We start from the raw sequence: 19,463 nt of genomic DNA on the forward strand, positions 1-19,463 counted from the left end.
CGACATAGATAAGTGCATCACATTTGAAATCTTTATATTTTTAATTTCCGTTCATTTTGCATTTCATCTACACGTTGCTTGATTTTCGCAGCAAGACTTTTCGAGTCTTTGGCGATGCGCTGCGCCTGTAGCAAAGATTTAATCGCGCGCTCTTCATCCCCACCCCAATACTCTACTTCAGCTCGATATCGCAGCACATTGACCGAACGGAAGCTTGCATCTTTGTCTGCATCAGCCATTTGCAACATCAGTCGCCAACCACTCAAGTCGCGTGGATTTGCTTGTAAAAATCGCTGTAGAATCAGTTGTGCTTGCGCATATTCTTTGTTTCGAATCAAAGCCTCTGCATATTTATAATTTAATGCACGATTTTCAGGCATGATGATTGCCGAACTTTTCACAGCGTTCACAGCATCGGCTGTTTTGTTTTGACCCAACAGCACATCGGTCTGCAAAATAGTAAAAAGTGCATGCGAAGCATTTTGTTTTGCTGCTTCATTTAATAACTTTTGAGCAGCACTAAAGTCACCTTGTTTAATATGCAAGCTCACCAAAGCCAACTCAGCTGCATAGTTCTTTTGTGCCACCATTGCATTTAATTGCAATTCAGTCGCCTGACCTGATAGTACTCGACTATACCAACGCAGAATTTCAAAATCTTGATCAACCAAACTGGTTTTAACTTTAGGCAACTGATTGGCACGTAAGCGAGCTTCGCTCATACGCTCCGTGGTTAAAGGATGCGTCAACCAAAAATCAGGCAGAAAGCTCACTCGACTCGTAGAGCGATGCATCACTTCAAAAAAGTCAGCCATGCTTTGCGGATTGTATCCTGCACGGTACATATACTGCATCCCGATGCGGTCTGCTTCACGTTCTTGGTTTCGGCTATAGGTTAGCTGTTTATCCATTAAAGCGGCTTGTGAACCCATCATTACAGCCGCACCCACATCACCATCTGCCTGTGAGGCCACCAAGGCTCCGACTAAGATACCGGCTAGGGACAATAAACCTTGCCCTTTAAAAGCTTCTTGTGAACGACTGTAATGACGTTGTGAGACATGTGCAATTTCATGCGCCATCACCCCTGCCACTTCATCCATGTTGCGAGCTGAATTAATTAATCCAGCATTTAATGCAAATAAACCACCAGGCACAGCAAAAGCGTTAATTTGTGGATCATTAATTAATAACAAGCCGACCGGTTGATTAAGTTGAGTTTGGCTCAAAATATGCGTAAAGACAGATAAAAGACGATCTTCCATCCACGGATTTTCAGTCACAGGAAGTTGACGATGCACCTCACGATACACTTTCTCACCAATGGCACGTTCTTTTTGTTGATCCAACAAGCCAACGCCACTACCTATTTCAGGCACAGAAAATTGTGGGGATGAACTAAAATCTACGGACTGCGTCTGCGCCAATGTCGAACAAAGCCCGAGACCACATGCCAGTAAAATCTTTTTCAAAGTCTATTCTCTAAATTTCATATTCGTACTTCATCGAATATAGCATTGAATTTTGGTGAATTATGGAGAAAACTGTTGTGATTGTTTATTCAAATTTTGGATTGACCACATAGCGTGGCGCGCGCTCATGTACCAAAACATCCACTAGATTTTGATAAGCCAACTCTGCCATACGTTTACGGGTTGCCGCTGTTGCTGAACCCACATGGGGTAATGTCACGACATTGGCTAATGTAAATAATGGCGATTCTTGAAGCGGCTCTTGCTCATACACATCTAAGCCTGCTGCAAAAATTTGACCACGACTTAATGCATCGATTAAAGCGGCTTCATCAATTACTGAACCGCGTGAAATATTGACCAATACCGCATGCGATTGCATCAAGGCCAACTCACGTTCACCAATTAAAGCTTTCGATTCTGCATTTAAATCCACTGCAACGACCACAAAGTCAGCACGTTGCAACAAATCATCCAAATCGCAATATTGCGCTGATAAAGATTCAGCCAATTCAATTTTTTCTCGGCGATTATGATAGAGCACATTCATATTAAAGCCGTAGCGAGCACGACGCCCAATTGCTGCGCCAATATGTCCTAAGCCAATAATTCCGATGGTTTTAGCAAAGATATCCATGCCAAATTGCTCAGGACCCACTGTACGCTTCCACTGCCCTTGTTTGGTCCATTGATCCAATACAGGCACTTTACGTGCTGCACTCATCAATAAGGTAAATGCTAAATCTGCTGTAGTTTCCGTCAACACATGTGGTGTATGACTCAACCAAATATTTTTTTGATTTAAAAATGCTAAATCATAGTTGTCATAGCCAACACTTACACTTGAGATAACTTTTAATTGTGAGGCATGCGCTAAATTCGAAGCATTCAACAAACGTCCCGCACCAATCATGGCGTCAGCATCTTTTGAATGCTCAAGTATTTGCTGATTCACATCGCCCAATTTAGGGCTAATTTGAAAAACTTTAAATTGCTGTTCTAAACGTTGAATTATTTCTTGATCTATTTGACTAAAAACCACTACTTTTTTTTGCATAAATTTTCCATTTACGTAATTTAAGTATTTTGTCCTGCCTTATTTTGCATAAATTGCCATAGGCGTTTTTTCAATAAAGGCTGTTCAATCATTTGCTGTAAAGATGCCAATGGATACACCTTCGCATGCTCTAAATGCGGAATATCGCCTAGGCAAATGACATTTTTATCCAAGCTCATCGCATCGATAAAGCCCTGCACATAAGATGCTGCACCACAACCATCTTGCAAATTCACCCAACCAAAAGGCCACTGTAAGGCAAAAAAATCGGCACTGACTGCGCGCTGAATATTGCTCCACAAAACTTGCTGCTCTGCCGTTAATTCTGTGGCATCAATGACAATGACACAGTGCATTAAACAGATGGCTTCTAAGTTAAACGAAGGGATTTGAACAATTGGACGAACTTCAACAGGCTCAACAACCTTTGGTTCATCTTTAGGTGCTTCTACAGGTTGATTTACAACAATATCAACGTTCTTTTTAAGCTCAGTCTGTGATGAAACAGGCGTTGGCTGAGACTCATTTTTGAGTAGAATTTCAGAGACTATTTCAGGAGCCGCCTGATCTCGCCAAATATTTGAGCTAAATTGCTGACACGGAGCCGCCTGAGGAATCCATATATCAATTCCCATTGCCGCCATTATGCTTCGCTGATGCCCAATCATGCTTTTATTTTCACCTATTCAAGGCTTGATATTCTAACGGGATTCATTGGTTTTTGCTGAACTTTTATAAATCAATTAGATCATACTATTTCTTTAAAGATTCTGTAGACTTGCTCAGATTACTTTTCATTGACACTTTTAATCTATTCATAAATCAAGCCGCTATAAATAATTATACGATCATTAAACTATTTTTCTTTTGCATTAGTTCAACTATCTCAGCTGATTCAAATCCAATACGCCAATATAGTAGCTGCAAAACATCCAACTCATCTTGCGTGATAATTCGATCATTCCATAAACATATTTCAGCAACCCCAAGAATGCTTAACCGCTCACGCAGCAGCAGCCCAGAAATATCATTTAGGATTTCAGCCAAATCAATTGGCTCATCAGATATATCGCGATAGAACTCTAGTTCTTCTTTCGTTAAGATTCGATTGAGGATTTTTTCACGCACTTCGAGTTGGTTATCACTGTTAATTTGTTGCACATGCAACAAGGCATCAATCAAACGCACAATACTCGGTTTTACATCTTCTAAAGATGTAGGTGTATGTGCAGGCAACAGATTTAACTCATATTTCACTGTTTCAAGTAGTAAGGCATCGAGCAAACCAATTTCACCATCTTCTTGAATAATTTTGGCCAGCTTGGTTAAGAACTGCCGTGAAATCGTCGCAGGCATAGTGCCAATATTTTTACATGCCTCATGAAAAATGGAGATATGCACACGACCATCAAGATTCAATAAGGCATCCACAATCGCACGACTCACTTCAGCTTCAGTCGGAATAAACTCTCGATACTGACGAATCATTAAAATAGCAACCATCACCTCACGCGAACCCGTTGCTGTTTGCAAGGCACGTTGGATCAATTCAGGCCGCTGCCAATTTTCACGAATCTCGGGGTTCAACGGTTTAATTGCATCTCGTATCGCAAAACTAATCGGTGACAAGCGCAGTAAAGGTAATGGTTGTGGCGAGTTCCATGGTGTTGCAACATCTGGACTAGCTTCTTCTAGTGAACGGAATAAATAAAATAGCGGCTGGTTTCGCAGTTTTTTTAAATTTTCTAGTTGCAGGTCATGAATGAGAGCCGGATTTAATTCAAAAATACGCTGTTCAATACTTGGGTGAATATTCATCCAGTTTTGCGGACTGAGTGAGTTTGCAAAACACATATGAGAAATCGATTCCGCATATTCACTATGAATTTGCGAACCTGAATGATGAACATAAATCCTTAATAAGGTTTGAATATTGGCATCATTTTGAATCAGACGTTTGGTTTTCTGATCATTACGATAGGTTCGAGAACCCAAAGAGATATATTTAATAAAGCGGGAAATCAATACACCTAAGCTTCCGATCAACCAAATGACCGCGCCAATCGCAACAAAAAGGGTTTCAAACTTATTGTCCCGTGCTTGTCCATTTTTATAGAAGCCACGTTTTGCAATTTTACTGCCCCACTGACTAAAGGTCGTCAACCCGCTATATAAGATTTTCAAACGGGTATTTTCCGCAGCTTCCCCCGACAAGATTTTATTAAATTCATGGCTCAGCAAACCATACATTTCCATCTCATCTAGGGTTTGTAAGGCGCCCCAAGTTAAAATGATCGACGTATCTCGAGGGCTAAAACCAGCGGTGAGCGCATTCACACCCACTTCATCGGGTAGGACATAAAGTGCAGGAGTATCGATTAGAAAGGTATCTGCCAGCTGCTCAGTCATACGCAGTGCAACACTTTCTTCAGGAATACTTTCTATCAGACTGAGACGACGCGCACCTAACTGTTTTGCAAGTGAATAACCACCTAAACGAAAGGTGTAAAAATCATAGAGAACTGAAACCAACATAATCAGCAGTACAGCAGCCACTAAAAATGGGCTAAGGACATGCCAATAGATAGACTGAGTGGAATCATAATAATCCACAATTAAACCGACAATTACATTAATAATTGCGACGGTCAAAAACACTGCCGCCATACACATGGTGACAGGCCAAAACATATTTTTGTTTTTTATAAAATCATAACCCACACGTCTCAATGTAATACCCTTAAGCTACATTGTCTTTTGTTTGCTCATCATAAATGAAAAAAGCAGGAAATTCCCGCTTTTTCAGTGTGTTTTCAGCAGATTATTCTTCGCGAACACCTGTTAAATCCACAGAAGCCGCATCAATGTTGACATCGATATAAGCTGGCTTTTCATTTTTTGCAGAGTCATTACGCTTACGCTCTAATGCTGCCAAATATTCAGCATCAATACCACCTGCCACATATTTACCATCAAATACCGAGCAATCAAAGTCCTGTAACTCAGGGACTTTCTTGGTACGTACTGCAGATTTTAGATCTTCCAAGTCTTGGAAAATCAAGCGATCAGCACCAATAATTTCACGAATTTCTTCTACACTACGTTCAGACGCAATCAGTTCAGATTTGGCTGGCATATCTATGCCGTACACGTTTGGATATTTCACCATCGGTGCAGCAGACGCAAAGAATACTTTTTTCGCACCCGCATCACGCGCCATTTGAATGATTTCGTTACAAGTTGTACCACGTACAATCGAGTCATCGACCAATAGTACGTTTTTGCCTTGGAACTCTAGCTCTACAGGGTTAAGCTTTTGACGCACAGATTTTTTACGAAGTTGCTGACCCGGCATAATGAAGGTACGACCGATATAACGGTTCTTCATGAAGCCTTCACGGAATTTCACACCTAAAGTATTTGCAAGCTCTAGCGCTGAAGTACGTGAAGTATCAGGAATTGGGATCACGACATCGATATCGTGCTCATCACCCCATTCACGTAGAATTTTCTGAGCAAGTTTTTCGCCCATTTTCAAACGTGCTTTGTAAACTGAAATACCGTCAATGGTTGCATCTGGACGCGCAAAATATACGTATTCAAAGATACAAGGACGATATTCAGGGGCTACTGCACACTGCTTGGTCGACATCACGCCATCAGCAGTAATATAAATTGCTTCACCCGGTGCAATATCACGCTCAACCTTAAAGCCGAGCGCTGTAATTGCGACAGATTCAGACGCAATGATATATTCCATACCATTTTCAGTCTCACGCGAACCGTAGATCAATGGGCGAATACCATTTGGATCACGGAAACCAACAAGGCCTTGACCTGTGATCATAGCAACAACCGCATAACCACCTTTGCAACGTTCATGCACACGTGAAACCACGTGGAATACATCTTCAGCGCTTGGTGTAAGTTTTGCGCGTTTTTGCAATTCGTGAGCAAATACGTTTAATAATACTTCTGAGTCTGAATCGGTGTTCATATGACGTAAGTCAGTCTTGAACAAGTCATCATGAATTTCAGCAGCATTAGTTAAGTTACCATTATGTGCAAGCGTAATGCCATAAGGTGAGTTTACATAGAATGGCTGAGCTTCAGCACTGCTAGAAGAACCCGCAGTTGGGTAACGAACATGGCCAATACCATAATTACCCTGTAATGCACGCATATGACGTGTGTGGAACACATCACGTACCATACCCGTATCTTTACGCAGGAATAAACGACCATCCTGACAAGTTACGATCCCGGCTGCATCCTGTCCACGATGTTGTAACATCGTTAACGCATCAAACAACATTTGGTTAACAGGTGATTTACCAGCTATACCAACTACTCCACACATAGCAACCTCGCAGACAAGCTAGGGTTAATAAAAAGGATTATTTGTTGACTCACCCGATCCAGAACGTCCGTGCTTGTTCTGCGACTCAGATGGGAGATCTGAAGATTTCTGAGCATCTTCAGACTGAATATGATGAAGTGCTTGATTTGCAGCATCTTTGGACAATTCGGTTGCCCAAGGCGCATATGGCAATAATGACTGAACCATTTTAGATTGTTTCCAATGTGGTGAACTTTCTACCCAAGGACCTAGCCCCTGCATAGTGATCAGCACCACCAACAATCCTTTCAAGCTTCCGAAAACACCACCTGCCAGTCGATTTAACGGACCGAGCTTTAATATTTTCAAAATACTGTTCAATAACCATGTCGCGACCCAAGTCATGACTACAATCAACAATACAATAAATGCGAACGCGGCAATCTTCTGTACCACTGGATCTGTACTTAAAGATGTCATCGAAGGTGCAAGGACGGTTGCATACTTTGCCGCAATGACAAGTGCAAGAATCCATCCAATGAAGTTCGCAAAGGCTTTTACAAATCCTTGACGCAAACCGTTAAGCCCTCCAATGAGCAAAATAATCAGTATAAAGATATCAATGGTATTCATGATATTTACAATGCGTCTACGCAGTCTTTTACAAGTGTCGGACCTGTATATATGAGGCCACTATACACTTGTACAAGGCTTGCTCCTGCTTTTTGTTTCGCAACAGCATCTGCGCCCGACAAAATACCACCCACACCGATCAATGGAATTTGACCGTTTAATACTTTAGCAAAAGCCGCCAAACATGCCGTACTTTTTTCAAAGACTGGCGCACCGGATAGACCACCAGCTTCATCACCAAATGGAAGGCCTTCAACACCTTCACGTGACAAAGTCGTATTGGTGACAATCAGACCATCAATTTTAAATTTTAACAATTGTTGTGCAATAAAATTAATGTCTTCTGGTTCTAGATCTGGTGCAACTTTAAGTACTAAAGGTACATAATGTTGATTTTCATCCGCCAACTCGAGTTGACGTTTCTTGAGTGTCTCTAACAGTTCAGTCAAAGCATCACCGCTTTGTAAGCTGCGAAGATTTTTTGTGTTAGGAGATGAAATATTAACCGTAATATAAGAAGCGTAGTTATAAACTTTTTCTAGACAAATCAGATAATCGTCAACTGCTTTTTCAACAGGTGTGACTGCATTTTTACCGATATTGATCCCAAGTACACCCTTAAATTTTGCAGCTTTGACATTTTCGATCAACTGATCCACGCCATCGTTGTTAAAACCCATACGGTTAATAATGGCTTTTGCTTTCGGTAAACGAAATAAACGAGGTTCAGGGTTCCCTGATTGTGGAAGTGGTGTAATTGTACCAATTTCAATAAAGCCGAAGCCCTGGCTCGCCAGCGCATCGATATAAGCACCGTTTTTATCAAGACCGGCTGCTAAACCAACAGGATTAGGAAATTCGATTCCCATACATGTCACTGGTTTAGACGCCACGTTTTGACGCATCATTCCCATCTTGTGAGAAGATTTCAACAGTGACAATGTCAGCTCATGTGCACGCTCTGGTGCTAAAGTAAACAACAAAGGGCGGGCTAGAGAATACAACATATCTATAAAAGTCTACTGCTTTTTAAGTCGGCATATTATAGGCACAGCACAGATAAAACACCATGCTTAGCAGATCTTTATTTTTACCGATTATTGTACACTCGCTGTTAATTTAACCTGTCCTGCTTCAGAACTTAATTCCATCTTTTCAATACTTAAGCCCATTTGAACCAATTGCGTCAAAAAATTGGCCAGAATTGCATAATTTTCATGCATCACAGCAATCTGTATTTGCTCGCCGACTTGTTGAGATGCTACTGACAAGCCCTGTTGTTGCGATACACGCTGAACTTTTTCCAACGCGCTCAGTTGTGTATCACCTGCTGGTTTCATCGTGACGGCATTACTTTGCATCCAAACAACAGTATCCTTAAGTTCATTCACGCGCTTTTGTTGAAAATTTGCAGCTTTGTTCATATAAAACAGTGCCGAACCAATCGCTGCCACTACAACAAAAATCGTGGTAAAGATCACCATGACTCGTTCACGTGTTGACAGTTGGTCTAAATAATCAGTGATGCGCTCAATTTGCCCATCTATACGTTGCTGTAGGTTTTCCATTTTTATCATTATTGTATTTTCACCAATCCAATCGCGCCGTTGGCACTTGGTTGAATATTCCCTAATTCGACTTTAAAACCTTGTTGTTTTAATTGATTGGTTAGGGTTTGTAGTACTTCTGCCGAATTGGCTTTTAGCTCCATATTCAACATCGAGGCTTCATAGCTGACACGATTTGCAGAAATTTGGTTTTGCATTAAAACTGGCCCGACACGGCTCAGTAAAGACAAAGCCAGTGCATTGCCCGTTTGACTCTGACGCAATTGTGATTCGAACTGGCTTTTCAGCGTTTGTTCGGTCACAGGATAGCTTTGACCAAACCAATATTTAAACTGATCAATCGCTTGTGACGCAGTGATATTTGCCACTTTTTTGTATTGATACCAACGAACTGCATCATAGCTAAACTGTGTAATTAAAGCTGCGACCAAAACTGCTGCACATGCTTTCCAATAGCCACTCACACCAGTATTGGCTTTGGCTTTCGGCAAAACATTGAGTGGATGTTGTTTCGGTTTTTTTATATTGGGTAATTCATAGTGAAAAGTTTCAATGTGATCATGAGTTACAGTGGCTTCAAGACTATGCGTCTGATCTGAACTTAGATTTGAAATCTTATAGTTCGGCTGACCAATTTGATAATCTAAGTACAATGCCAAATCATCAACAGACTGACCGACATATTCACTATTTCGGACCAATAAATGACCGCTGACATTTGCCAAAACATGTTGCCCAGCTTCTGGGCTTGGCAAGACCAAAAAGTCAGGTAATAACGAAATGACTTTTACAGGAATTAGCGTCAAAGCATGCTGCATCGTTTCGACTGCACTATGTGCAATCCCCATGACCGTTAATTCATCCGGACTTTGAAAATGATGCAATACTTTCATTGCATCCAAAGGCAAAATGACATATTCCTCAAGTAAATATTTTACGCCGTCTGGGCCAAGTTTTTTATATTGGTTTTTTGGAAAATTTTGCTGAATGATTTGTACATCACGACTTGGAAAGAAAACAACCGCTTCCTTTCCCGCATATGGCTGAATTTCCTGAATCAATTGTTCAAGTGTCGATGACTGCTTCCAGAAATCCCCTTCTGACCATTGCCAAACCCCATTGGCTTCGGGCATCCATAAATACAACATTAATTTTTCTGCCGTTTTAATTGGTTTTTATGTTGATGGTATAAACGTTTTAATTTGAGTCGATAACCCTGGAGCAATGACCGCTTGTTCATAAATACGCGCTTCTGCCAAAGCATAGGGATTAAAATATTCTGAGACCAAAACACTGGCCATATGTGCCACAACGTTCATATGGCACACCACCACAATAGACTCATACGGTAAATGTGATAACCATTCCACTGCAACTTTGGCATCATCTTCCGGTTTGATGGCATTACAAATAACCACAGGCACATGTGGAAAATGTTTTTGCAAAGATGAAAGTGTTTGCTGCGCACGCAGTAGCGGACTCACCACAAAAACGTCTGGTTGAATTATATCTTTCAAATATGCTGCAGTTTCTGCCGCTTGAGTTTGTCCGCGCGCTGTTAAAGGACGCTTTTCATCATTCCCCATTACTGGCGGAGCAGCTTCGCCATGCCTAACCAATGTCAGTTGCATAAAATTTCCTTATTCTATTCCGCACATTATATACAGTCAGTATGACAAAGCTATGTGTATTGCATATTAATCAGCAAACTTAAACTTGCTGATGTGGCAAGACAAATTCAACGTCACTGCGATGTCCATTTTTCATCAATGACAATGCAATGTTCAGTGCCGGCGCACCTTCAAAAATCACTTCGTACAAGGCACTGGTAATTGGCATATACACACCGAGCTCGTCAGAGCGTGCGCGTACTTGCACAATAGTATTAATCCCTTCCGCAGTTTGTCCCAGTTCTTTGGTCGCTTGTTCTAAGCTTTTACCACTACCGAGTGCAAAGCCGACTTGGTAATTACGGCTGAGCGGACTACTGCAAGTTGCAAATAAATCACCGACACCAGATAAACCTAGGAATGTTAATGGGTTTGCGCCTAATTTCACAGCAAAGCGGCTCATTTCTGCCAAAGCACGTGTCAAAATCATACTCTTGGTATTTTCACCGACACCATAAGCTGCAGCTAGACCCATCGCGACTGCATAAATATTTTTCAGAGCACCACCCAATTCCACGCCATGCACATCATCACTTGCAAATACACGGAACAACGCACTGTGTAGCGCTTGTTGAACTGCATAACGAACCAGTTCAGATTGGCTTGCAATCACAGTCCCCGCAGGTTGTCCTGCAACAATTTCCTTCGCCAAGTTTGGCCCTGAAAGCACACCATAAGGGACTTCAGGAAGTTCTTCACGAATAATATCGCTCATAAAGCTAAAGGTATTGGCTTCAATACCTTTGGTTAAAGACACCACTGCTTGTGAGGTTATAAAAGGTTTGATCTGCTGTAAAACACTACGGAAAGAATGGCTCGGAATGGCTACCAAAATAATGTCACGATTACGTACTGCTTTTTCTAAATCTGAAACAGCAAGCAAACCTGCTTCTAATTGAAAATCTGGCAAGTAACGTTTATTGATATGTGTTGCATTGATGTCCGCAGCTACCGCCTCATCACGAATCCATATCATGGTGTCACAGCCATTACGTACTGCGGTATTGGCCATCGCAGTACCAAAACTCCCACCACCCAACACCGTAACACGTAGTGCAGTTTTTTGGTCAACTGACACAGGGCTAACAAGACTTGCAAAATCAAGTTCTGACATTGTTCTTTTATCCTAATTTCTTTACTGATCGAACTTCATCAATCGATCTATTTTTCACTTTTATTGGTTTGCTTTATGCCAATGGCTTACAAAGTCAGCAGACTGTATTTCAGCACGAGGTGGAATTGCTTTCACAGCTGTACCGATATAAATAATGCCTGAAATCAAATCGTTTTCCGTTAAGCCTAAGGCTTGTTTAAACAATTTAGATTCAACCACCGCCCCACTACGCCACATGGTTGAAAAGCCCTGTGCTTGTAAAGAGAGCAAAAAGTTTTGTACTGCTGCGCCTGAACTTAAAATTTGTTCGAAATGCGGAACTTTGGGATGATCTTGTAATTGGGTTAAAGCCAAAACCAATAGTGGCGCACGAAATGGATGGTGTTTCACACGTTCCAACTGCGCTTCTTCTGTTTGTCCAGTATCGGCTAAAGCATGTGAAAGCAACTCACCAAATGCTTCACGTTCAGTTTCAGGAATAATCACGAAACGCGTAGGCTTAAGACGATGATGATCTGGCGCCGTTAAAGCGGCTTGAAACGCATTTTCCAATTGCTCAGCATTCGGCGCAGGTTCAATTAAATGACCAATCGACTGACGCTGATGAATATTTTGATGAACTGTATCAACTGCTGATTTTAGAATTGACATCTATACACTGTACTTTAAAACGTTTGCTCAAGATTAGCATATTCTCAATAACTTACTCTAGAATGTTTACATCAGACTCAGTGCTTATTTGTTAAGTCAGCTTTATTCACAGATTTACTATAAAAAAACCGCATAACTTGTACAGCAGTTCCCTGTTCTATAAGAAATTTTATGTTCAAATAAATCAAATTGTTTCTAACTCGGGGGCACCGCATGAAAAAATTCAACAAAACTGTTGCCATTGTTAGCACGCTAAGCGCAACTGTGTTTTTAGCTGCATGTACATCTACACCAACAAAATCCTTAGCGATTCAAAAACCAAATAATCAATATGAAGTGACTGCCGTAGGTAAAACCAGTTTAGCGGCAAAAAATAATGCAATTGCAGCTGCAAATAGTACCTGTGGTAAAAATGCGACCCCTGTCGTGGTGGATGAAAAGCAAGAATACAACGGTGTGTTAAAAGGCGTGGTCGATGAAAAGACAGGTCAAATGATTCAGGCGGCGGCTGGCGTACTTGGCACCATTACTGGAAATAGCGGTAGCATCAGCAAAGATGATGATTACCAAACCGTACTAACCTTTAGTTGCCGTGCAAACTAAAACGCTAGTCTGTGATTTTGTTTTGTCATTAACTCAAAATGAAATAGTCGACATGAAATAAAAAAGCCTGCAAATCTGCAGGCTTTTTAGAAGCAAAATTAGCAATAACCGTCTAAACGGGTTAAAGGTAATTTTTGACCAATGGCTTTTTCAATTTCAGGCAGTGAAAAAGCATCATCTTCAGACAAGAAACTAATACTCACACCACGAGTACCTGCACGACCTGTACGACCGATACGGTGTACATAATCATCCGACTGTTCAGGAAGTGTGAAGTTCACTACATGAGAAACACCATCGACATGGATACCACGACCCGCAACGTCTGTTGCAATCATGATGTTATGTTGACCATTTTTGAACTGATCAAGCATTTTCAAACGTTTATCTTGAGCGATTTCACCTGACAACATCACCACTTTATAACCATCTTTTTTGAGGTGATCATAAAGTTTACGCACTTGATCACGACGGTTGGCAAAGATCATAACTTTTTCAATTGGTTCATCACGTAAGATGTCTTCCAGCAATTTATATTTATCAGACTTCGCCACCATGTAGACACGTTGCTCTACATCTGCATTAGTTTTTTTCTCAGGTTCAATTTCAACAGTTACTGGTTCAAACAACCATTGCTGTGCCAAATTTAAAACGTCATAACTAAATGTTGCAGAGAACATCAAAGTTTGTCGTTGTTCTTTACGTGGTGAAAAGCGCACGATACGTTTTACAGATGGGATAAAGCCCATATCTAATAAACGGTCAGCTTCATCAATCACTAAAAATTCTATTTGATCGAGCCAAACTTCTTTTTGTTCAACAAAGTCAATTAAGCGACCCGGTGTCGCCACCATAATGTCGACAAAATTACGATTTAATAGATTTTTTTGCTTATCAAAATCTACCCCACCGAGCAAAGTCATGACATTGAGATCAGTGTATTTCACTAATTCTTTTGCATCACTTTCAATTTGCAAAGCAAGTTCGCGCGTTGGTGCAAGAATCAATGCACGCGGTTCACCACGATAACGCTGTTCTTTAATTGGATTATTCAACAAGTCATTGATCACACTGACCAAGAAAGCCGCAGTCTTCCCAGTACCAGTTTGAGCACGACCAATAGCGTCATGTCCAGCCAATGTAAATTTTAAAACCTTTTGCTGAATAGGCGTCATATCCTTAAAACCTAAAGCATCAATGGCTTTTTTAAGGTTCGGATGTAAATTTAAGGTTTCAAAACCTGATGACATATAGATGTGCCCTAAATGAATAATCACAAAATTGCTGAAGCATTATAAACAAAAAACGCCCCAATTTACATTGGAGCGTTTTTGAGTACATTCAGACGATTAGTCTAAAGGTTGTACTTCTTCAGCTTGGAAGCCTTTTTGACCTTTAACAACGCTGAATTCTACGCGTTGGCCGTCACGAAGTGAACGGTGGCCTTCGCCCATAATTGCGCGGAAATGAACGAATACGTCGTCGCCGCCGTTACGTTGAATAAAGCCGAAGCCTTTAGTGTCGTTGAACCATTTAACAACGCCTTGTTCACGAGCTGTCATAAGTTAATCCTTATCGTATTTAAAAAAGAAGGACCACCCGGTGTTGCAAACAGCAGACCAAACAAGGTTAAAAAAAATATTTTTATTTCTAAGCTTGTAATCATTCTGTAAAACTATCAACAAAATCCCGGTTACATCCAAATATATCAAGAGTTAAGAGGCTTCACAGCCAACAAAAATCTTAACAACGCAACGAGCTTAACACGGGTTTACCGCAATTAATAGATTTTTTTGATCTATTTTCCTTTTGAATATTCTTATTTTTTCACATCGTTTGAGTTATAAATCACAAAGGATTTTTACCTATTTTAGGTTGGGATTTGGCACTGTATTTGCTAATATTTCCATTGAAATGTAAACATGTTGGATCTGCTTCGTGAATGACAGCCAAAATTCGCTTTTAACTGTAGATGCAATGGGTAAACCCTGCCCGATGCCACTATTGATGCTCAAAAAAGCTTTAAAGAAAAGTCCAGACCAATCTTTATTGTTAAAGTCATCCGATCCGCACAGCCAACAAGATGTATCACGATACTGTCAAATACATCAGTTAAACTGTGAAATGCGCAAAATTTCCGATTCTGAGTTTCATTACTTGATTGAATCTTAAAAAGATTCAGTTAAACTAAATTGCTTCATAATTGAATAAAAGTTTACATTTCTATACCCAATTTTCCATAATTTACGGAAATATTGGATTAAGATGAATCTTAGTTATTGGGCTTACCCATTTTAATTCTCAAGGAGAAAACATGAGTGACAGCAGCAATCAATTGATGCCCCTGTCATTATCGGCACCTGGGGTGAATCTTGGTGCTTATATTAGTACTGTTAATCAGATTCCAATTTTATCGGCCGAACAAGAAAAAGAGCTGGCCGAACGTTATTATTATGACCAAGATTTAGACGCAGCTAAAATGCTAGTGATGTCGCATCTTCGTTTTGTTGTGCATATCGCACGTAGCTATGCAGGCTACGGTTTGCCACAAGGCGACCTGATTCAAGAAGGTAACTTGGGCTTAATGAAAGCGGTAAAACGTTTTGACCCAAACATGGGCGTACGTCTTGTATCTTTTGCTGTGCATTGGATTAAAGCAGAAATTCATGAATATGTGATTCGTAACTGGCGTATTGTCAAAATTGCGACCACTAAAGCGCAGCGTAAATTATTCTTTAATTTACGTAGCTTAAAAAAGTCATCTAAAAAATTATCTTTGGCTGAAGCACAGTCGATTGCCAATGACTTAAATGTAACACCTGAACAAGTCTTGGAAATGGAAGGCCGTTTAACTGCTTATGATGCTGCCTTTGAAGCTCAAGGTGATGACGACGATGAAGGTTCGACCCATGTCGCTCCTGCCCTTTATCTCGAAGATAACCGTTACGACCCTGCGCGTTTAGCGGAAGATGAAGATTACGAAGAACAAAGCACTTCAGCTTTACATGAAGCCATGGATCAGTTGGATGACCGTTCGCGTAACATCTTACAACGTCGCTGGTTAGATGACGAAAAGTCGACGCTGCATGAATTGGCGGCAGAATATAATGTATCTGCTGAACGTATTCGTCAGTTGGAAAAAAATGCGATGGAAAAAATTAAAGTCGCAATGTCCTCAAACTAAGTTGAAGGCTTTTCCAGTCATTCTTAAAAAGAGCATTTCGATGCTCTTTTTTTGTTTCTGAATATTTTTGAATGACAAACTGCAACACAAAAACTTTGGGCATTTTTGCTTTAATCCTGCCCGCTAAATATGCTATGGTTATGCGCAAATTTTGTTAAGGTGAATGCACATGTGGATTGCCATTTCCGCACTTAACTTAGCTTTTGCTGTAATGCTTGGTGCCTTTGGTGCACACGGATTAAAAGCGCGCGCGACTGAAGCCCAATTGGCTTGGTGGCAAACTGCAACGGACTATTTCTTTTATCATGCACTGGGCTTACTGGCCATTGCGATCTTATCTAAAGTCATTCCCCAACTTCCAATAAAAGCTAGTTTCCTCCTTATACAAGTTGGTATTTTCTTCTTCTGTGGTTCTTTATATGTGATGGCTCTAGGTTTACCACGCGGTCTCGGTGCAATTACCCCGATTGGTGGAGCGCTGATGATTGCTGGATGGCTCATATTGGCCTGGAATGCATTTAAATACGCAAAATAATTAACAACAGATTTTGGCCTTATTCAATAGGTAAGGCAGCAAGAACGGAATCCACAAATGCAAATCTATTTAAACGGCGAAGCTACACAAACCGAATGTGTCAACCTCTTGCAATTGGTTCAACAATTACAACTGGAAGGCAAACGCTTCGCTGTTGAAAAAAATGAAATGATCATCTCGAAAAGTAAATTGGAACAAACCCCAATTGCAGAGCAAGATCATATTGAAATTATTCATGCCGTAGGTGGCGGCTAAAATGGAGCTCCCATGGAAGATACACCCCTAATCATTGGTTCACGTACATTTAATTCACGACTTTTAGTTGGTACAGGTAAGTACAAGGACTTAACGGAAACTGACCAGGCCATTCAAGCCAGTGGTGCTGAAATTGTGACCGTTGCCATTCGCCGTGTGAATATTGGTCAACATCCAGACCAACCAAACTTGCTTTCAGTGGTACCACCTGAGAAATATACGATTTTGCCAAATACAGCCGGTTGTTTCGATGCGAACAGCGCGGTTCGTACTTGTATGTTGGCGCGTGAACTATTAGATGGTCACAATCTGGTTAAACTTGAGGTTTTAGGCGATGAGAAAACCCTATATCCAAATATTACCGAGACTTTAAAAGCTGCACGTACATTGATTGACGATGGCTTTGAAATCATGGTTTATACCTCAGATGACCCAATTGTGGCACAAGAACTGGAAAGCATGGGCTGTGTAGCCATTATGCCTTTAGGTAGTCTTATTGGCTCAGGTTTAGGTATTCTCAACCCACACACCATTTCGATCATTAAAGACAATGCCAAAGTGCCTGTCTTGGTCGATGCGGGTGTAGGTACAGCAAGTGATGCAGCGATAGCGATGGAATTGGGCTGTGATGGCGTATTAATGAATACAGCAATTGCAGCTGCACAAAACCCTGTTCTGATGGCTTCAGCGATGAAAAAAGCAGTTGAAGCAGGCCGTGAAGCATTCCTAGCAGGACGTATGCCGCGTAAACGCATGGCAAATGCCAGTTCACCTGAAACTGGATACTTCTTTAAATAAGAACTCATTCACGGTATAAAAGAGGACTCTATTGAGTCCTCTTTTTGATTTTTCAAACCTGATAATAATGAAAATATTCCATATATTCTGTACCTTGAGTCTTTGTGCCGCATCTAGTTGGCTGTCTGCCCAAGTGCCCAGCACAGCCAAATCACTCGCGCCTCAAGGTTGGGACATTTTGATGGCTACGACTGGCGACCTAAACAAAGATCAAATGCCAGATATTGCGATGATCGTGGAAAAACAAAAAGTCGATGTGGTGACCTATGATGACGATGGCAAAGTCGTTCATAACCATCCACGACAACTCATCGTATTTTTTAAAACCGCAAAGGGATATCAACGTATCGTTGAAAACAACAGTATCCCAGTCGCTCAGCAACCGAATTCATGCTTACTTGATCCACTTGCTGAAGCAGAAGACATCCAAATCAGTAAAGGCAATTTACTCGTTCATTTTAGTTATTTTATGGCTTGTGGTGGCTGGGAATGGCCCCGACATAGTTATACCTTCCGTTGGCAAAATCAACGCTTTGACCTGATTGGTTTTGACTACAGTAGCTTTCATCGAGCTTCTGGTGAAGAAACATCGAAAAGCTATAATTTTTCGACCTTAAAACGTAAGGAAATTGTAGGCGGCAATATGTTTGAAGATGCCAAAACTCAAACCAAATGGTCAACCTTCAAAGCACCACAACAACTGACGCTTAAAAATATTAACTTTGATGATTTCTATACACAGTTCGAGTACTAAGTTGAACCTGAGCAATAAAAATCTAGCAATAAAAAACCGCCAATTTCGGCGGTTTTTTTTTAATTCAATTTGAATACACAACTTAAGGAATTAATCCTTCATCACGCATCGCAATTTGAACTGATTGGCGCTCTGCAACTTTGTTGCGTAATGCAATGATATTTTTATATGGCGTTAAATCATGACCGATGCCATTTGACCAATTTGTCAGTACAAAGAGATAAGCATCTGCTGGGCCAAAGTTATCATCGACCAAATAGTCGTTATCCGATTCACCAATCGCTTTATCGATGTATGTCAATAAACGATCAATTTCTGCATAAGCTTTTTCTTTAGCGTCTGCATCTAGTGGAGCACCAAAGAATACTGCATAAGCATCATGTAATTCTGAGTTCAAATAGCCAAGCCATTCTAAAACTTTGGCACGACCTAAACCTGATGGCGGAATTAAGTCTTGTTTTGGATCATGCTGTGCAAGGAACGGTAAAATGGCCACATTCTCGGTCAAGATCAAACCTGGGTTAATTTCTAATGCAGGTACATAACCTTTTGGGTTGATCTCGTAATAATCTATCCCTTTTTCTGTTTTATGGTTTTTTAGGTCAACACGGACCAAATCAAAATCGACATTAATTTCATTTAAAATTATATGTGATGCTAATGAACATGCACCTGGAGAATAATAAAGCTTCATATCTGATCCTTGTTATGTACTATTCAATGTTTTAAATCTCTTCTGTCAAACTTTCAAGTGATCAAACCTGTAAATTGCAAAAAAGCGTAAATGCTGAAACACATATACTCATTGACTATTATCCATATTTAAGAAG

General features: G+C 40.6%; 22 protein-coding genes. 7 read left to right on the forward strand and 15 right to left on the reverse strand.

The features are described 5' to 3' along the window. Window positions 1-32 precede the first annotated feature (32 nt). From MST18_RS09465 to MST18_RS09520, 12 genes are all read right to left on the reverse strand, one after another. Window positions 33-1,472, reverse strand: a complete 1,440-nt coding sequence (locus tag MST18_RS09465; protein ID WP_180133014.1) for a M48 family metalloprotease — start codon at window positions 1,470-1,472, stop codon at window positions 33-35. Window positions 1,473-1,557: 85 nt separating this feature from the next. Continuing rightward, window positions 1,558-2,529: a D-glycerate dehydrogenase gene (locus MST18_RS09470; protein ID WP_180133013.1), complete on the reverse strand. Its 972-nt coding sequence runs from the start codon at window positions 2,527-2,529 to the stop codon at window positions 1,558-1,560. Between the two features lie 20 nt (window positions 2,530-2,549). After that, window positions 2,550-3,197, reverse strand: coding sequence for a hypothetical protein (locus MST18_RS09475; protein WP_180133012.1), 648 nt, complete (start codon window positions 3,195-3,197; stop codon window positions 2,550-2,552). Between the two features lie 172 nt (window positions 3,198-3,369). Next, on the reverse strand, window positions 3,370-5,259 hold the full coding sequence (locus MST18_RS09480) for a M48 family metalloprotease (protein ID WP_180007308.1): 1,890 nt from the start codon (window positions 5,257-5,259) through the stop codon (window positions 3,370-3,372). 91 nt (window positions 5,260-5,350) lie between these two features. Beyond that, on the reverse strand, window positions 5,351-6,889 hold the full coding sequence (purF, locus tag MST18_RS09485; RefSeq protein WP_078193623.1) for an amidophosphoribosyltransferase: 1,539 nt from the start codon (window positions 6,887-6,889) through the stop codon (window positions 5,351-5,353). 24 nt (window positions 6,890-6,913) lie between these two features. Further along, window positions 6,914-7,501 carry a CvpA family protein gene (locus tag MST18_RS09490; protein WP_180133011.1) on the reverse strand — a complete coding sequence of 196 codons (588 nt, stop codon included), beginning with the start codon at window positions 7,499-7,501 and terminating at the stop codon, window positions 6,914-6,916. A 5-nt stretch (window positions 7,502-7,506) separates the two neighbouring features. Beyond that, window positions 7,507-8,508, reverse strand: coding sequence for a quinone-dependent dihydroorotate dehydrogenase (locus tag MST18_RS09495; RefSeq protein ID WP_078188867.1), 1,002 nt, complete (start codon window positions 8,506-8,508; stop codon window positions 7,507-7,509). Between the two features lie 90 nt (window positions 8,509-8,598). Next, the gene (gene gspM / locus MST18_RS09500) at window positions 8,599-9,078 is read right to left on the reverse strand and encodes a type II secretion system protein GspM (protein ID WP_168378926.1); all 480 of its coding nucleotides are present in this window, start codon (window positions 9,076-9,078) and stop codon (window positions 8,599-8,601) included. Next, window positions 9,078-10,217: a type II secretion system protein GspL gene (gene gspL / locus MST18_RS09505; RefSeq protein WP_180133010.1), complete on the reverse strand. Its 1,140-nt coding sequence runs from the start codon at window positions 10,215-10,217 to the stop codon at window positions 9,078-9,080. The genes gspM and gspL overlap by 1 nt, the downstream gene beginning before the upstream one ends. A 27-nt stretch (window positions 10,218-10,244) precedes the next feature. After that, window positions 10,245-10,700 (reverse strand): histidine phosphatase family protein, encoded by a 456-nt coding sequence (locus MST18_RS09510; protein WP_078193626.1) that lies wholly within the window; start codon window positions 10,698-10,700, stop codon window positions 10,245-10,247. Window positions 10,701-10,779: 79 nt separating this feature from the next. Next, window positions 10,780-11,853 (reverse strand): NAD(P)H-dependent glycerol-3-phosphate dehydrogenase, encoded by a 1,074-nt coding sequence (locus MST18_RS09515; protein ID WP_180133009.1) that lies wholly within the window; start codon window positions 11,851-11,853, stop codon window positions 10,780-10,782. A gap of 60 nt (window positions 11,854-11,913) precedes the next feature. Continuing rightward, window positions 11,914-12,504 (reverse strand): nitroreductase family protein, encoded by a 591-nt coding sequence (locus MST18_RS09520; RefSeq protein WP_171525909.1) that lies wholly within the window; start codon window positions 12,502-12,504, stop codon window positions 11,914-11,916. 213 nt (window positions 12,505-12,717) lie between these two features. Between MST18_RS09520 and MST18_RS09525 the strand changes: the two genes are divergently transcribed. After that, window positions 12,718-13,107 carry a hypothetical protein gene (locus MST18_RS09525; RefSeq protein WP_180106623.1) on the forward strand — a complete coding sequence of 130 codons (390 nt, stop codon included), beginning with the start codon at window positions 12,718-12,720 and terminating at the stop codon, window positions 13,105-13,107. Between the two features lie 98 nt (window positions 13,108-13,205). Here MST18_RS09525 and rhlB read toward each other — a convergent pair whose 3' ends face one another. Then, a complete protein-coding gene (gene rhlB / locus MST18_RS09530) occupies window positions 13,206-14,357 on the reverse strand; it encodes an ATP-dependent RNA helicase RhlB (protein WP_180003018.1) in 1,152 nt (383 codons plus the stop codon). A 99-nt stretch (window positions 14,358-14,456) separates the two neighbouring features. After that, window positions 14,457-14,669, reverse strand: coding sequence for a cold-shock protein (locus tag MST18_RS09535; RefSeq protein WP_005014923.1), 213 nt, complete (start codon window positions 14,667-14,669; stop codon window positions 14,457-14,459). 415 nt (window positions 14,670-15,084) lie between these two features. Between MST18_RS09535 and MST18_RS09540 the strand changes: the two genes are divergently transcribed. The 6 genes from MST18_RS09540 to MST18_RS09565 all read left to right on the forward strand — a co-directional run bounded on the left by MST18_RS09540 (window position 15,085) and on the right by MST18_RS09565 (window position 18,633). Beyond that, window positions 15,085-15,279, forward strand: coding sequence for a sulfurtransferase TusA family protein (locus MST18_RS09540; protein WP_078189214.1), 195 nt, complete (start codon window positions 15,085-15,087; stop codon window positions 15,277-15,279). A 142-nt stretch (window positions 15,280-15,421) separates the two neighbouring features. Further along, window positions 15,422-16,291, forward strand: coding sequence for an RNA polymerase sigma factor RpoH (rpoH, locus tag MST18_RS09545; protein ID WP_180034717.1), 870 nt, complete (start codon window positions 15,422-15,424; stop codon window positions 16,289-16,291). Window positions 16,292-16,460: 169 nt separating this feature from the next. Continuing rightward, a complete protein-coding gene (locus tag MST18_RS09550) occupies window positions 16,461-16,826 on the forward strand; it encodes a DUF423 domain-containing protein (protein WP_180133008.1) in 366 nt (121 codons plus the stop codon). Window positions 16,827-16,883: 57 nt separating this feature from the next. Beyond that, window positions 16,884-17,081, forward strand: coding sequence for a sulfur carrier protein ThiS (gene thiS / locus MST18_RS09555; RefSeq protein WP_111885686.1), 198 nt, complete (start codon window positions 16,884-16,886; stop codon window positions 17,079-17,081). A 12-nt stretch (window positions 17,082-17,093) separates the two neighbouring features. Continuing rightward, complete coding sequence (locus MST18_RS09560) at window positions 17,094-17,879, forward strand: thiazole synthase (RefSeq protein ID WP_111885685.1); 786 nt, start codon at window positions 17,094-17,096, stop codon at window positions 17,877-17,879. A 181-nt stretch (window positions 17,880-18,060) separates the two neighbouring features. Further along, a complete protein-coding gene (locus MST18_RS09565) occupies window positions 18,061-18,633 on the forward strand; it encodes a hypothetical protein (protein ID WP_180115240.1) in 573 nt (190 codons plus the stop codon). Window positions 18,634-18,715: 82 nt separating this feature from the next. Here the strand turns inward: MST18_RS09565 and MST18_RS09570 are convergent, their stop codons facing one another. Beyond that, window positions 18,716-19,327 (reverse strand): glutathione binding-like protein, encoded by a 612-nt coding sequence (locus MST18_RS09570; protein ID WP_180115241.1) that lies wholly within the window; start codon window positions 19,325-19,327, stop codon window positions 18,716-18,718. Between the last annotated feature and the right edge of the window lie 136 nt (window positions 19,328-19,463).

Origin of the sequence: Acinetobacter sp. YH12068_T, from assembly GCF_024606005.1 — a bacterium.
Lineage (GTDB): Bacteria > Pseudomonadota > Gammaproteobacteria > Pseudomonadales > Moraxellaceae > Acinetobacter > Acinetobacter amyesii.

Bases quoted from the DNA above. Each gene is read 5' to 3' on its own strand.
- rpoH (WP_180034717.1), top strand. From the start codon at position 15,422: ATGAGTGACAGCAGCAATCAATTGATGCCCCTGTCATTATCGGCACCT.
- MST18_RS09515 (WP_180133009.1), bottom strand. From the start codon at position 11,853: ATGTCAGAACTTGATTTTGCAAGTCTTGTTAGCCCTGTGTCAGTTGAC.
- rhlB (WP_180003018.1), bottom strand. From the start codon at position 14,357: ATGTCATCAGGTTTTGAAACCTTAAATTTACATCCGAACCTTAAAAAA.
- MST18_RS09510 (WP_078193626.1), bottom strand. From the start codon at position 10,700: ATGCAACTGACATTGGTTAGGCATGGCGAAGCTGCTCCGCCAGTAATG.
- thiS (WP_111885686.1), top strand. From the start codon at position 16,884: ATGCAAATCTATTTAAACGGCGAAGCTACACAAACCGAATGTGTCAAC.
- MST18_RS09565 (WP_180115240.1), top strand. From the start codon at position 18,061: ATGGCTACGACTGGCGACCTAAACAAAGATCAAATGCCAGATATTGCG.
- MST18_RS09550 (WP_180133008.1), top strand. From the start codon at position 16,461: ATGTGGATTGCCATTTCCGCACTTAACTTAGCTTTTGCTGTAATGCTT.
- MST18_RS09560 (WP_111885685.1), top strand. From the start codon at position 17,094: ATGGAAGATACACCCCTAATCATTGGTTCACGTACATTTAATTCACGA.
- MST18_RS09470 (WP_180133013.1), bottom strand. From the start codon at position 2,529: ATGCAAAAAAAAGTAGTGGTTTTTAGTCAAATAGATCAAGAAATAATT.
- gspL (WP_180133010.1), bottom strand. From the start codon at position 10,217: ATGTTGTATTTATGGATGCCCGAAGCCAATGGGGTTTGGCAATGGTCA.
- MST18_RS09570 (WP_180115241.1), bottom strand. From the start codon at position 19,327: ATGAAGCTTTATTATTCTCCAGGTGCATGTTCATTAGCATCACATATA.
- MST18_RS09525 (WP_180106623.1), top strand. From the start codon at position 12,718: ATGAAAAAATTCAACAAAACTGTTGCCATTGTTAGCACGCTAAGCGCA.
- MST18_RS09540 (WP_078189214.1), top strand. From the start codon at position 15,085: ATGGGTAAACCCTGCCCGATGCCACTATTGATGCTCAAAAAAGCTTTA.
- purF (WP_078193623.1), bottom strand. From the start codon at position 6,889: ATGTGTGGAGTAGTTGGTATAGCTGGTAAATCACCTGTTAACCAAATG.
- MST18_RS09490 (WP_180133011.1), bottom strand. From the start codon at position 7,501: ATGAATACCATTGATATCTTTATACTGATTATTTTGCTCATTGGAGGG.
- MST18_RS09475 (WP_180133012.1), bottom strand. From the start codon at position 3,197: ATGATTGGGCATCAGCGAAGCATAATGGCGGCAATGGGAATTGATATA.
- MST18_RS09495 (WP_078188867.1), bottom strand. From the start codon at position 8,508: ATGTTGTATTCTCTAGCCCGCCCTTTGTTGTTTACTTTAGCACCAGAG.
- gspM (WP_168378926.1), bottom strand. From the start codon at position 9,078: ATGATAAAAATGGAAAACCTACAGCAACGTATAGATGGGCAAATTGAG.
- MST18_RS09520 (WP_171525909.1), bottom strand. From the start codon at position 12,504: ATGTCAATTCTAAAATCAGCAGTTGATACAGTTCATCAAAATATTCAT.
- MST18_RS09535 (WP_005014923.1), bottom strand. From the start codon at position 14,669: ATGACAGCTCGTGAACAAGGCGTTGTTAAATGGTTCAACGACACTAAA.